The sequence below is a fragment of the Sphingobacterium sp. R2 genome (assembly GCF_040760075.1).
Classification (GTDB): domain Bacteria; phylum Bacteroidota; class Bacteroidia; order Sphingobacteriales; family Sphingobacteriaceae; genus Sphingobacterium.
Genome location: NZ_CP142884.1, coordinates 169193 through 182309, shown reverse-complemented (window position 1 = coordinate 182309; position 13117 = coordinate 169193). Strand labels below are relative to the sequence as shown.

The 13117-nt window shown below is 33.7% G+C and carries 11 protein-coding genes and 1 pseudogene; 8 read left to right on the top strand and 4 right to left on the bottom strand.

Annotated features, from left to right (window positions below; translation table 11 throughout):
- The first annotated feature begins 16 nt into the window (after positions 1 to 16).
- From VXM68_RS00835 to VXM68_RS00820, 4 genes are all read left to right on the top strand, one after another.
- Positions 17 to 613 carry a hypothetical protein gene (locus tag VXM68_RS00835; protein ID WP_367210179.1) on the top strand — a complete coding sequence of 199 codons (597 nt, stop codon included), beginning with the start codon at positions 17 to 19 and terminating at the stop codon, positions 611 to 613.
- An 8-nt stretch (positions 614 to 621) separates the two neighbouring features.
- Entirely contained in the window at positions 622 to 948 is a 327-nt protein-coding gene (locus VXM68_RS00830) for a hypothetical protein (RefSeq protein WP_367210178.1), read from the top strand.
- A gap of 35 nt (positions 949 to 983) precedes the next feature.
- Complete coding sequence (locus tag VXM68_RS00825) at positions 984 to 2006, top strand: M12 family metallopeptidase (RefSeq protein WP_367210177.1); 1023 nt, start codon at positions 984 to 986, stop codon at positions 2004 to 2006.
- 141 nt (positions 2007 to 2147) lie between these two features.
- On the top strand, positions 2148 to 3263 hold the full coding sequence (locus VXM68_RS00820) for a clostripain-related cysteine peptidase (RefSeq protein WP_367210176.1): 1116 nt from the start codon (positions 2148 to 2150) through the stop codon (positions 3261 to 3263).
- Positions 3264 to 3318: 55 nt separating this feature from the next.
- Here VXM68_RS00820 and VXM68_RS00815 read toward each other — a convergent pair whose 3' ends face one another.
- Complete coding sequence (locus VXM68_RS00815; RefSeq protein ID WP_312363572.1) at positions 3319 to 3900, bottom strand: hypothetical protein; 582 nt, start codon at positions 3898 to 3900, stop codon at positions 3319 to 3321.
- A gap of 303 nt (positions 3901 to 4203) precedes the next feature.
- Between VXM68_RS00815 and VXM68_RS00810 the strand changes: the two genes are divergently transcribed.
- A complete protein-coding gene (locus VXM68_RS00810) occupies positions 4204 to 5460 on the top strand; it encodes a M12 family metallopeptidase (protein ID WP_367210175.1) in 1257 nt (418 codons plus the stop codon).
- 34 nt (positions 5461 to 5494) lie between these two features.
- Here the strand turns inward: VXM68_RS00810 and VXM68_RS00805 are convergent, their stop codons facing one another.
- Positions 5495 to 5950 carry a hypothetical protein gene (locus tag VXM68_RS00805; protein ID WP_209578909.1) on the bottom strand — a complete coding sequence of 152 codons (456 nt, stop codon included), beginning with the start codon at positions 5948 to 5950 and terminating at the stop codon, positions 5495 to 5497.
- 299 nt (positions 5951 to 6249) lie between these two features.
- Between VXM68_RS00805 and VXM68_RS00800 the strand changes: the two are divergent.
- The 3 genes and pseudogenes from VXM68_RS00800 to VXM68_RS00790 all read left to right on the top strand — a co-directional run bounded on the left by VXM68_RS00800 (position 6250) and on the right by VXM68_RS00790 (position 9644).
- A pseudogene (locus tag VXM68_RS00800) lies at positions 6250 to 7409 on the top strand (IS3 family transposase).
- Between the two features lie 356 nt (positions 7410 to 7765).
- Complete coding sequence (locus VXM68_RS00795) at positions 7766 to 8926, top strand: sensor histidine kinase (RefSeq protein WP_367210174.1); 1161 nt, start codon at positions 7766 to 7768, stop codon at positions 8924 to 8926.
- Positions 8927 to 8939: 13 nt separating this feature from the next.
- Positions 8940 to 9644 carry a LytTR family DNA-binding domain-containing protein gene (locus VXM68_RS00790; RefSeq protein ID WP_293939640.1) on the top strand — a complete coding sequence of 235 codons (705 nt, stop codon included), beginning with the start codon at positions 8940 to 8942 and terminating at the stop codon, positions 9642 to 9644.
- Between the two features lie 6 nt (positions 9645 to 9650).
- On the opposite strand, the gene VXM68_RS00785 is transcribed toward VXM68_RS00790, so the two are convergent.
- A complete protein-coding gene (locus tag VXM68_RS00785; RefSeq protein ID WP_367210173.1) occupies positions 9651 to 12731 on the bottom strand; it encodes a lantibiotic dehydratase in 3081 nt (1026 codons plus the stop codon).
- Positions 12724 to 13110: a hypothetical protein gene (locus tag VXM68_RS00780; protein ID WP_367210172.1), complete on the bottom strand. Its 387-nt coding sequence runs from the start codon at positions 13108 to 13110 to the stop codon at positions 12724 to 12726. The genes VXM68_RS00785 and VXM68_RS00780 overlap by 8 nt, the downstream gene beginning before the upstream one ends.
- Positions 13111 to 13117: the final 7 nt, after the last annotated feature.

Here is a 13117-nt window from a genome sequence, read left to right as displayed (position 1 = left end):
ACGTTAAAAGATGATTTTGAAAAAGAATTATATCTCAGGCTTACTTTTCTTAGTAATATCCTTCTTTTGGGGATGTGATAAAAAAGGCAATCCTTTACCATCAGAATTGAAGTTTAGTGCAAAGTTGAATGGTATGGATTTTTTAGATCAAATGCCAATGGTAATTCCTCCTGGTGCTCGAAGGACTCCAGTACTAGAAGTGGAATATTTTGGCACTGATAAAAGTTATTTTCAAGTAAGGTCCTTTTTAAAACCTGTTGATCAGAATAATAAACTTGGAGATTTTTATTTGTTGATAAGAATTCCATCAAAAGAACAGCTGTCTGTGGGTAAGGCATATACATTCGATATAATTCCGGGGAAAGATATATTAACTGGAATTGATCGGAAAATTTATGAGGATGAAAATCGGTTATTTACCTCAATTTCTTCTTCTACTTTTAATATCGACACCGACTATTACGGAGTCGGCACTGTTACATTTACTGAATATGATAGTGTAAAAAATAGAGCAAGAGGTAAAGTAGATTTGGTGTTTCCCTATCACGATTCTATTACTCAAAATGATGAACTTAAATTAAATGGGGAGTTTTTCTGTTGGATAAATAAATAATTTGAACTATGAAAGATATTAAATTTTTGACATTATGTGTTTTGGCAGTGTCACTCAGTTTTGCTTCCTGTAAAAAGGAAATTTTACAAGATTCTAATAATGAAGGAAAAGCACTTAAAGGGAAGCACGTTACTTCTCAGGATAGTTTAGAAACTTTATACATGATGCAATCTAATCTTGAACTTTTATTGGCAGATAGGATTATTTCTAAATCCAACGGATTTGTACTTGATATTTCTAAACAAGAAGCGGTTGAACTAGAGATTCCTGATGATCTATATCAGAGATATCAGGATAAAGTAAGTGAACTTAACAAATCTATAATAACTAAATAATTTTTATGAAAATTTCAAAATTAAACCTTGTAAAAATGTTGATTTTGTCTATGGTGGTGGTATCCTCCTGTAAGAAGGATGGAATATCAGGAGATAGCCCGAATCAAGAAGATGTAAAGTTGAATTATGAGTTGAAATACACTGATCAGCAACTTAAAAATTGGAAGGAAACTGGAAGTCCATTTTTGGAAACTCAACAGAAAAATGCTTCGAATACCAAAATAGAAAAGCACATCCCTTCCCAAGGAGGCGTGTTTGATCCTATTCCTGTCGGAACCAAAGCGTATGGGCCACATCCTTATCAAAATAGATATTGGTCAATGGTCAGGCTTAAATTGGCGATACCGGGAACAACTACAGACAATCAACTCTTAAAGGCAAGAGTTGTTCAAGCCATTAATGGGATCCAGGCAAATACGAATGTTCGGTTCTATAATTCCATCAATGATCTTGAAAAAGATCCTACATGGGGATTTGTTTATCCAAACGTTCACATCCATGTTTCATCAGATGCAAAGAAAGGAGCCTCATTTGTTGGGTTACAAGGCGGAGAACAATATATTTACTTACCAATCACCGCTACAAAAGAATTTATAATGAGAGCGTTGGTAAATGCCGCAGGGATGTACAATGAACAACAGCGTAATGATCGAGATACCTATGTAAATATCAACACTGCTAATGTCGATCCTGTTAATCGCTATCAATTTGATAAGATCACATCAAACTTTTATAGTATGGGTTCTTTTGATTTTAATTCAATTACTCTTGCTGGGTCTACAGAGTTATCTAATAACGGTCAGAGAAGTATTTGGAAGAAAGATAATACTGATATTGTAGCTAATACTACGTTATCTGACCTGGATAGAGGCTTTTTAAATTATTTTTACCTTCCATATATTGCCAGGACTGATACATATAGAGAGTTAGCCACGACAGTGTATGATGGTAATAACAACATTCTTACAACGCAACAAAGGGCTGATCTCGAATACTATATAAATAACGGAGCTTCTAATCCAGGCACTTCAGGTAGAAGTCCTATCGTTCCATGGTAATTAGCATGCATAAATTTATAGATCTCCTGTTGGAAAGTACAGGAGACCTTTATTAAGTAGAACTATATGATTAGGAACCACATTTAAATAAGTTAAATCAAGGATCCAAGTTCTTTCGGCTCCTTTTTAATACGGTTAAACATGAGATTTATACTAAGTTCTATAATATTTGTGTTTCTTTTCTTTTCGTGTAAAAAAGATGATCCTGTTGAACCTCCAAAAATTAAATACGATCATACGATTATTGTCGTCATGGAGGCTAACAATAATTTAAGACAATACGCACTTGATAATATTAATGATATGGAAATAGCAGCTAATTCTTTTAAAAACGCTGCTGTTTTAGTTTACCTCCGTTCAAGTAATGATGAAGCAATTCTTCTTCGAGTGAAATTTGATGAGGACTTAAAAGTAATAGCTAGTGATACAATAAAGAAGTATGCCATTTCAAATAGTAGTCCACAACAATTGAATATGGCAATCAATGATAGCAAGGAATTATTCCCTGCAGAAAGCTATGGTTTAATTTTGTGGTCTCACGCGACCTCATGGGCACCACCTATTTCAAAACGGATAGAAACACGGTCCTTTGGAGAAGATCAGGGAAAACAGATGGATATTATTGATTTGAAAAATTCAATTCCATCAGGATTCGAATACATTATATTTGACGCCTGCAACATGGCAAGTATAGAAGTTCTTTGGGAATTTAAGGAAAAGACGAAATACATTATTGCATCTCCAACAGAAGTATTAGCAAGTGGCTTTCCTTATAGAAAAGTGTTACCTTATCTTGCCTCTAAGGAGCCTGATTTAATAAATGTTGCAAATCAGTATTTTGAACACTATAGTTCTTATACAGGTCAAATGCAATCTGCATCTGTTACATTGCTTAACACAGCAGAACTTTCTAAACTTTCAAGTTTATGTGCTGATCTATATTTAAAAAATAAGTCGGTTGGTATACCAATTAGGGTTAATGTCCAAAGATTAGATTACACAGCGGATTTTCCAGTGCCTGCATTTGATTTTGTAAATTATCTGGAGGTAAATTTTCCTCTTTCGGAGCTTGATCCTATTAAAAAGCAGCTAGAGAAAACGATTATTTATAAGAACGCTACAGATCAATTTTTAGGAAAGCCAATTAAGGCTTTTTCTGGGTTCGCCTGTTTTATTCCGGAATCTGAGGATTTTTATTTAAACTATTATCGTACCCTTAATTGGTATAAAGATAGTGGTACTAATGTGTTATTTTAGCTCTTTAGATCTTCTCTTTGGTGGATGACCTTTTAAGAGAAGATCTAAATACAATTTATAACGTAAAAGTTCCTTTCAAAGATGTTCTACCTCCATTTTCATTTGGGATGGTGAATTCTATTATTCCAGAACCTTTAGCATTGCTTGGGTTGCCTCCATCATCAAAATGTGTGAACATGATGTAACCTGTCCCATAATAATAGATTTTATCATTATCAGAGTATCGAATAAAAGCATTGTCCCAATCATCAAAATATCTGTTTCCCTTTTCAATTTGGATTCTTTCTTTTCCAGCATTTGCCTTTATTTCATATTTCTTGTTTAAAACAACTCCTCCGTTTACGGGACAATAGATGGTAATGTCAAATCCTTTGGGATTTTCACCTTTTGTATATGGAGAGGCAGATAATGTGAAGTTTTCCTTATACTGCTGATATGATTCCGTTGGCGGAGGAGTGTATCTTAGAAATGGACTATTAGGTGCACCAGGTGGCAGAATTAGCGCTCTTGCATCTACGTAAGTAATTCCATCTTTCTGTATTTCTAGTTTATTTGAACTAGGTAAAGGATTACCATTTTTGTCGCAAGAATATAGTCCAATGGAAATGATTGTTAAAAATAATATTATCGTCCTCATAATTATAATGTTTTGATTGTCAGTTATACGATTTGAACCTACATAATGCTACAGTTATTAATTATTTGATTATTTATTAGTTTTTATGAATGACTTTGTATGGCAAAAAGTATTTATTGTGGATTATTTTGTCGAGGATTTTCCTAACGTTATATGGGTCAAAATTAAGTTGGTCGAGAAAATTTTGTGAATCGTAAATGTTTCAATATTATTATTCTGTAAAAGTATTTTGATAATCGCTTATCAATTTGGAACTTCTAAGAAGTTTTCGATGAAATTCTGGGTGAAATATCTCGGTATTAAATGTCTGATTATTTTTTAACCTTAATAAACACTATTATGATTAGGAAAACGCTTAATTTGAAAACTCTATCATTATTGATGATAGCTTTACTTTTGTCTTGCAGTAAGGATAAGATAGCTGACCAACCAAAACATATTCAAGAAATAGCGAAGCAGACTAAAGGTGAATTTATTACCCTAGAGTCTGGGGCAACGGTTGAAAAACGTGGTGAGAATTATTTTATCGAAGGTGACATCTTACTGACACCTAGTCAATTTGAATTGATAAAAACGAATAATTCTTTTGAAGCGGTTGCCAAAGAAGATTTGGATCAACCTTATCAAAACGCTTCACCGGCATCTTCGGGTAGATTATTTAGAACAAATCCCAATACCAAAAGTGTTGGTGTTCACCCAAATGAAAATAGAATGTGGGCTATGGTAAGATATACTGTAAATTCCAATGTCAGCGCTGGAGCAAGGTTAGCCATTAGTGCCGCTATTCAACACATTGAATCAACAACAAATATAAGGTTTTACAATGCAACAGGTCAGCCGACTTATGATTCTCAATGGGGATTTTATTATCCCTACATCGAATTCTTTCATGGTACTTCTACTAATCCTAGTGCTTGGAATGCAGAAGGAAATTGGTCAACTGTTGGGAGATGGGATGCCGTTAAGAATCCAGGGACACAGGGTCGAGGAGATGCTGGTCAATGGTTAAGCCTTCAGCAGGATGAATCAATGGGGCCTTTTTTGCCATCTTTTTCAGTTCCTATGGGTGTTGTGGCGCACGAAATTATGCATGCCATTGGTTTATACCACGAGCATACTAGACCTGATCGCGACAATACCATTACTGTCCATCCTGATAGATGTAGGCTAACTGGTGATGATTATAAAACGAATTTTGATAAGCGGACAGGGAATTATTTTATGTTTGGAAGTAGTGTTGATCTAAATTCAATTATGATGTATGGTATGACCGATTTCGCTAAAGATGCTAATTTTCCTGTGATTACATTAAATGCAGGGGGGACTTATCCTGTTAATAGAACTGCGCTATCAGATTTGGATAGGGCGTATGCTAACTATTTCTATTTACCATATATAGCCAGATCAGACGTTTATAGAGAATTGGCTCCAACTGTTTATAAATCTGATAATACTGTAATGACTGCTCAAGAACGATCGAGTTTGCAAGCATATTTGAATAATGGTAATCCTAATCCTCCAAATTGTTGTAGGTTAACAAATAATCACACAAATTTATAATAAAAGAAACCCGTATTTTACTTACGGGTTTCTCTTATCTTTTGTATTTGATACTTACCACAGGATCACTTTTTCCATTCCTAATAATCATTTCGGAGTTATTCAGAATTTCACAATTCAATGAAACATAAGAGTTTTCCTGTCCTTTTTCATTTGGTATTTTTAAAAATAGTGAATCCTTCTTTTTAATAAATCCTTTGTATATTGATGGTGGAGTATTTATCTCAATATTTGCATTTATGCCATTATATTCATAAGCTCCAAACATAGTATCGGCATCCACTTTATAATCAGTATAAAGGCGAAGAACATTACCATTTGGAAGTTCTTTCCAATCTTCATTTCCCTTTTTTATAGCAGTTTCTTTCCAGGCATATTGGTTACTATACATGGGAGGATCTATAATAGGAGGCTCGATTTCATTTTCTTTACAAGATTCGTTAAAAATAAAAAATGCTGATAAAAGAAGTAATTTGAATGAATTTCTCATTTTTTTCTCGTTTGATTAGTAATTATTTAAACGATTATTGTCTAAATAATGCTACACCAAGGCATTCTCTGTGTTTGGTAAATCTTTGATCGAGTAAAAAACTACTTTGATATAGTTCAACTCTGAGTTCGTCGAGAATATTTTCGATTGTTTTTAATAAAATATATACTTACTGCGATAACTGAACCTTTAAAAATCAAAATGAAACCAAATAGAATTGACCTCTTCCCAAAAAACTGGAGTATTTAAAAGTAGGGAATTCGGACTTGAATTACTAATTTTAAAAGGGAGGAAAAACGATGAAAAAATCAAAGTTTACCGAAGCACAGATCGCCTTTGCGATCAAACAGTCCGAGACAGGTACCCGTGTGGAAAAAGTCTGCAGAAAAATGGGTATCAGGGAAGCTACCTTATACAACTGGAATAAGAAATACGGTGGCTGGGGGTATTGGAGCTGCGTAAGCTCCGGCAATTGGAAGAAGAAAATGCACAGCTGAAAAAGCTCGTGGCCGATCTTAGGACAAACGGATGCTCTAGGATGTATTAAAAAAAAGTTTTAAAGCCTTCGCAGCGTAGAAGCATGGTTACCGGATTTATTTCTGATTATCGAATTTCCCTACGCACAGCGTGCGAGATATCTCTGCCGAGCACCTCAGTTTGGTATTATAAACACCATAGATCAGATGACAGTCCATTACGCCTTCGCATAAAAAGCATTGCTGAATCACGTGTCCGTTACGGAATAGAGTGAATCGTCGTTCTTTTGAAACGTGAAGGCCGGCGGGATAATACAAAACGGATTTATCGAATTTATAAGGAAGAAGTCTTAGATCTACTGGTGAAAAGGCCCAGACGCTGCCGTGCCGCTGCTCATCGATCCGAGAGACCGGTTTTTTCCAATTTACATGACTGCTGGAGTATGGACTTTGTCGCTGATGCGCTGTTCGATGGCAGGAAAATCCGCTGCTTAACTATAGTGGATAACTATAGCCGTAAATGCATGGCTATTGAGGTTGGATAGAGGCTTAAAGGAAATGACGTTGTTTCTGTTTTGGAAGAGCTCCGACTATTCCAACAGGCAATACCCAGAAAAATCCAAGGGGATAACGGATCGGAATTGCGGAGCAATCATGAACACCAAATAAAAACAAACACAGGTGAATAATTTATTTCCAAGGAGGTCGATAGATGGGCATATGAGCATCAGGTGAAATTGGTTTTCTCCAGACCGGGAAGACCAACAGATAATCCGTATATTGAGTCATTCATTGGAAGTTTTCGGGACGAGTGCCTAAATGCGCATTGGTTCCTGTCATTGGAAGATGCGAAGGAAAAAATTGAAATCTGGATGGAAGAGTACAACACCTTCAGACTCCACAGCTTTTTAGGGGATTTGACTCCTGAAATGTTTATAAAAAAAAAGAAAACAGCAGAATTTTTTACTTTAGAAGACGCCTAAATATCGGGAGAGGTCATTGATCAGTGAGGTATAGTACTGACTAAAATTTATAACCAATCAAAATATGTTTATTAAACCTTAGTGTTAAATATTCTCGTCGAACAGCAATTTGACCTTGACAAACTTTTGAAATACCACAATATTTTAAAATGTAATGATTTGATATCTCTAAGCTTACCAAAAAAGCTGAATATTTTTTTTAATTCCTTTATTTAGAGGTTGTTATTTTTTACGAAAATTATTCTTGTGTCATGTTATGTATCGATTATCTTTCTTTAAGATCTTTCTTTATTATATTTAGTAAATTTTTGACTACATATTGAATAAAAAGATATTAGTAAGTAAACCAATATTACATGAGAAGTGAAGTTATTTGGGGGAAATGGTATACGCCTTTCGTAAGGGTGATCGTGCATATAATTTTTTGGATGTTAGTCTTTTTTACGTATTATTTTACTTATAGAAGGCTAGGAGGGAACTATATCTGGATTTTAGTAGCAAAAGAACTTTTTGTCACTACATCCTTGTTCTATTCCGGTATTTGGCTTATTTCAAAATGGATAGAAAAAAGAAAAGTACTTCCCCTCATAATATTTATAATCCTATCATATATCTGGTGGTTAAATATTACTTATTTTGCATGTGACTTTCTTACTGACTTTGAATTAAAGGAAGGTAGTGGCATTTATAAGTATGTGAAATTTTTTACCAGTGATGGATATTTCGGTATTTATCGACTTAAAAAATTTCCTGGTGCATTTCCTGATTATTTAACCCTTGTATCCCTACCATTAACACCAAAATTGGTTAAGCATCTTATTGTTCAAGGCAACAAGATGCTCTTATTAGAAAAGAACCAGGCAGAACTCGAACTTGAAAAAGCAAATTTAGAATTAAAGACTACTAATCTTGAATTAGATAAAGCAAATCTGGAACGAGATAACCTTAAGATGGAACTAGAAATTCTTAAATCTCAGATCTCTCCCCATTTTTTATTTAATACGTTAAATAGCATATATAGGCTGGCTGAAAAAGGAGAACCCAGTACTCCTAATACCATAATGAAACTGTCTAATATGTTACGGTATTTGCTTTATCAGACCAATGATGATAAAATATTCATCGCAAAAGAAATTCAGTTTTTAAATGATTATCTGGACCTTATCCAGATCAGATTTGGTAATGACATAAATCTGAATTTTAATATAGAAAAGATAAAGGAACCTTATCGAATAGTCCCATTAATGCTATTGCCTTTTATCGAAAATGCGATCAAACATGGACCGGAAAGAAGCAGAGCAGATGCATGGATTGATGTTTCATTAACAATTGATTCAGGTGTATTGAAATTCGTAGTTGCTAATGGAGTAAATAAAAGCAGTACCGAACCACCAAAAGGTGGCATTGGATTGAAAAATGTTAATAGGAGACTGGAACTTAGGTATAAGGATAGATATAAATTAGACATATCTGATAATCTGAATAGTTACACTGTCGTACTTGAAATTGAATTGTAATAAATCTTGAAAAATGATTAAATGTATTGTAATTGATGATGAACAACTGGCACAGGAAATACTCGTGTCTCATTTAGAGAAAATTCCCGATATAGAAATTGTGGGAGTATTTAATAATGCATTTGATGCAATGAAAGTGTTAAGATCAAACGAAATAAATCTGGTATTCTGTGATATTCAAATGCCTGATTTGGATGGTGTTAATTTTCTTAAAAGCCTTAAAAATCCTCCTTTATTTGTATTTGTTACTGGTGATCCATCACATGCTATCGAAGGATATCAATTAAATGTCTTAGATTATATACTTAAGCCATTTGGCGTAGATCGTCTTTTACAGACTATAGAAAAAGCCCAGGCGTACTTAAACCTGGAGAAGGGAACCAAACCGGAACTGAACTTTCTTATAATTAAAGATAGGTCAAATATTATCATTACACCTTACGATGAAGTATATTCAATCAAGGCAGATAAGGATTACGTATGGGTTGAAACATTGGAAAAAACGTACCATGTGTGGAAAAAACTAATGGAAATGGAAGAATCCTTGGTCAATGCAAAGCAGTTTATCCGAGTGCACAAATCTTACATCATTAATCTAGATTATGCTAAGCAAGTTGAAGGTAATATAATAAAAATGAGAGGCAGTTTGGACGATGTGCCAATTGGTGGTCAATATAAAGCAGAATTGTTTAAACGATTGGGATTAACGGGAGGTTAATAGCTTTTAACATTCAGTTCTCTTGAACTCACAATTTAAGATCTTAACAAGGAAATGGTAAATTACCATTTCCTGTTCTCTTTGTTTGGTGAAGAAAATTCTATTCAAAAGCATGTGTGTTAGAGAGCCAATTATTCTTAAGTTCATCATTTGAAAATCTTTATTCTTATTGCATTTCTCTGCGACTAAAGTCATTTGGGCCTTATATTCATTGAGTATCGAGCAATAATTAGTGTTTTCTATTTTCATAAATGAAGAGATTTCATCCTTCTTTTCCCGGAAATTTTTATCCAGTTTGTACTTTAATTTTGGTACAGTGTCAAATTCCTTAAGAAAACGGTCTCTCCATAAATTAAGCAATGATATTTGTTCAGCAATTGTATAATTGAATGCTGAAAGAAGATTCTTCGTCATTCCTAATGCCAGCTTCCATCTAAGGCTTTCACCTTCACGTTTAATATAGGGTAATAATTTGGAAATCGTTTCACTCTCTAAATGGAATATAGATTCGCAATTTTCAATGTTTGAGAAACCATAACGTTCAAGTTCCCGTTCATAAGTATCAATCATGAACTTTGAAATGCGGCGACTTTTAATTAATGGCTCCAAGATATTGTTGATACTTTTCGAGACTATTAAAAATGTACTTTCCAATTCTCCATTTAATTGAAATCGTACGCGCAGATGCGGTTCTGGATCGGCATATCTGATATAAAACCATTTTTGAATTTTATCATGTTGCTTTAGCCCTTGAACTATCCGTTGCAATTCTTCTTGAATGATCCTATCGCTTTCTCTTTCACCACAATAAATTTTGAGATATAGCCATTCGCTTCCCGGAACAAATGTTCGCTTAATATTACTTTCGGACTGAATAGGCAGGGTAGAGGAACCTCTAGTGGAATTTCCAATAATTGGAATAATCACTTCATTGGACAATACTTCGCCGTCAGAATTAACAACTGGGCTACTAAATTCATCATAAATATTTTCAATTAGCCTTAGATCCTTATGATTCAACTCTTTTAAAAAGATCTGTTTCCCGATTTCGTTACCTAGATCAATTAAAACTTCATTGTCTCCATTGGCGATTAAAACTTTTGTAGGAAGCTGGTATTTTTTTATAAAATATTCGATTTTTTCATTAGCATCCCTAAGATTCAAAGTCCTAAATTCTATATGTGGGATATGCCATTCGGCACGGGAAAGAATAAGATGCTTATAGCATATTCTGGGAAAGAAATTTTTTTTTGTATTTGGATGCCAATCCCAAGAAATTTTAATGGAATTTTCTTGTTGTTGAACATCACATAAAAATCTATAAATAGTCATTCCATAATGGAAGTTATGCGCGCTGCTGAGTCTAGGAAGTATACGTTTATTTAGATTTTTTGATCTTAAAATTACCTTTCCGTTTACTGTTTTTAAATATATATCACTTAATGGTATTGTATGATCCTTATCAACGGCAGCTTGACCAATAATAGGAATTTCATATTCGTATAAACTTGGCCTTGCAAGAATGTTTCCGGCATTGGATTTAGGATAAAATACGATCTCTGCCAGAATAGTTTCATTTAATTGGTTTTGTTCTTCTCGTGCAAGCTTTAAAAGTTTGGTCTTTAGTGTCTCATCAAGATATGAAAAACGGGTTAGCAACGGTAAAGACGATGAGCCTCCACAACCTTTTAAATGAAATCTGAAATCCTTAATATCAGATTTTGTTTCTAATAGGTTACCGAATATATATAAGCCAAGGGGTAACTTGTTTTTTTCTGAATTATTCTTCCCAAATATCTCAAAGTCTTTTTCTTTCAGTTCTATTGAACGTTTACTATAATCTGGCTTTCCAGAATACTTTTCTACAATTGATTCAACAAATTCAGAATAATCGGGGATATTGTTTGTTTGACTGCCAGTTAGTCCATTTAGCAGTGGGAGTTCTCTTTCTAAAATTGAGGCTTGAGTACCATATCCAATACCTTGTTCAAAATCTAAAGCCTCCATCAAGGGTATTTCCTGATCTCCATATCGTGAGTAAAATTTCTTTGTGAAAAGTTGTAGATCGTCAGCTCTTTTATTATGATTTAAATGTATTAATTCGAATATCTCGCGTATTATAATTGAAATTTCAATATCATTTAGATTGCCTTCGGTCATTTTTCTCATTGAATCCACTTGGAACAAATTTTTGGGATCTTTATGAAATAAACTCGAAAAAGCCTCCTTTATAATACATTTCGATGAGCTGATTCCCTCTGGCTCACTATTAGCTAAAATTTCCGAAAGTTCAATAATACTATTATAAAAATTTGTTCCCTTAGATATATTAAGGGCTCTATTGAAAAAATTATCTAAGCTATCAACTGTAGTAATAGGATCAGTCTCTGGTATGAGAATTTTATGCTCAATTAGCTCAAATATAAATTTTCTAGCCTGAACTTCTGTTACCCCAAACTGTCCAATAGGATTTATTATTTGTTTGATTGTTTTCCCTTTGCTCGTATTGGCAATTACTGTATTGATTAAAATGTTTGAGTTAATCCTCGACCAGTTAAATTTTCTGTCAGAAAAATGCTCTGTATATTCGATGTATGAGAAGTTGTCGCCATTATTGACGAGCGTTGAATTTGGATAAAAGATTATTTTCTCAATCGCAATTTCATCGTTTAATAACTGTTTATTTATAATTTCCTGGCTCGCATAATCCAAACGGTATTTAGAAAGAAACTTGTTGTTTAAAACAAGTTTGGTATTTACATTTGAAATATTCCCGATTGAAATAGATGAAAACTTTCCAAATGGAGTAGGGCGGTTAGACATTCTACTGATGTATTTATATATTGACGGCAATATATTCCTAGTTTCCTGTGTAAAGGGTTTATTTAATAATGTTTCTAATTGATTAAAAAGGTCTTGACTGGCTATAGCAATTGCATCAAGCAACTGTGGATCTTTGAAAAATTCAACGATAAAATCCCAAAATTCCAATTCAGTCTTGCAATTATTCACTCTATCGAAAAAGCTAATTGGCAATCTTGGGTTTCTAATTATAAAGAAATCTGCAGGTTTAACAAGCCTATACATTAGTTACCTTAATATTTCTTAAAATTTTGTCTATACATTTATTGAAATCTTCGAAAGAAATCGGCTTCAATAGTTCATATATTTCCCCATTGGGAATTTCTCCATTATAGTGGCTTATTGGTGTAGCAGAAATTATAACAAAAATTGAGGACTCTGGAAATTTTGAATAATTGAAATCATTTTTATCTCCATAAGGTATAACTAAATCAAGGAAAATTATTGTAGGAGAACAAATTCTCAGTAGACTTTGGATTTCTGATCGCTCGATAGCAGTTCCCATAAGGATTAGATCATTCCTACGACTAATATAGTCTTGTAGCATCTCAATCGCTAACGCTTCATCTTCAATAAGTATACATGAAAAACCATTCTCCATCATGTTAAAT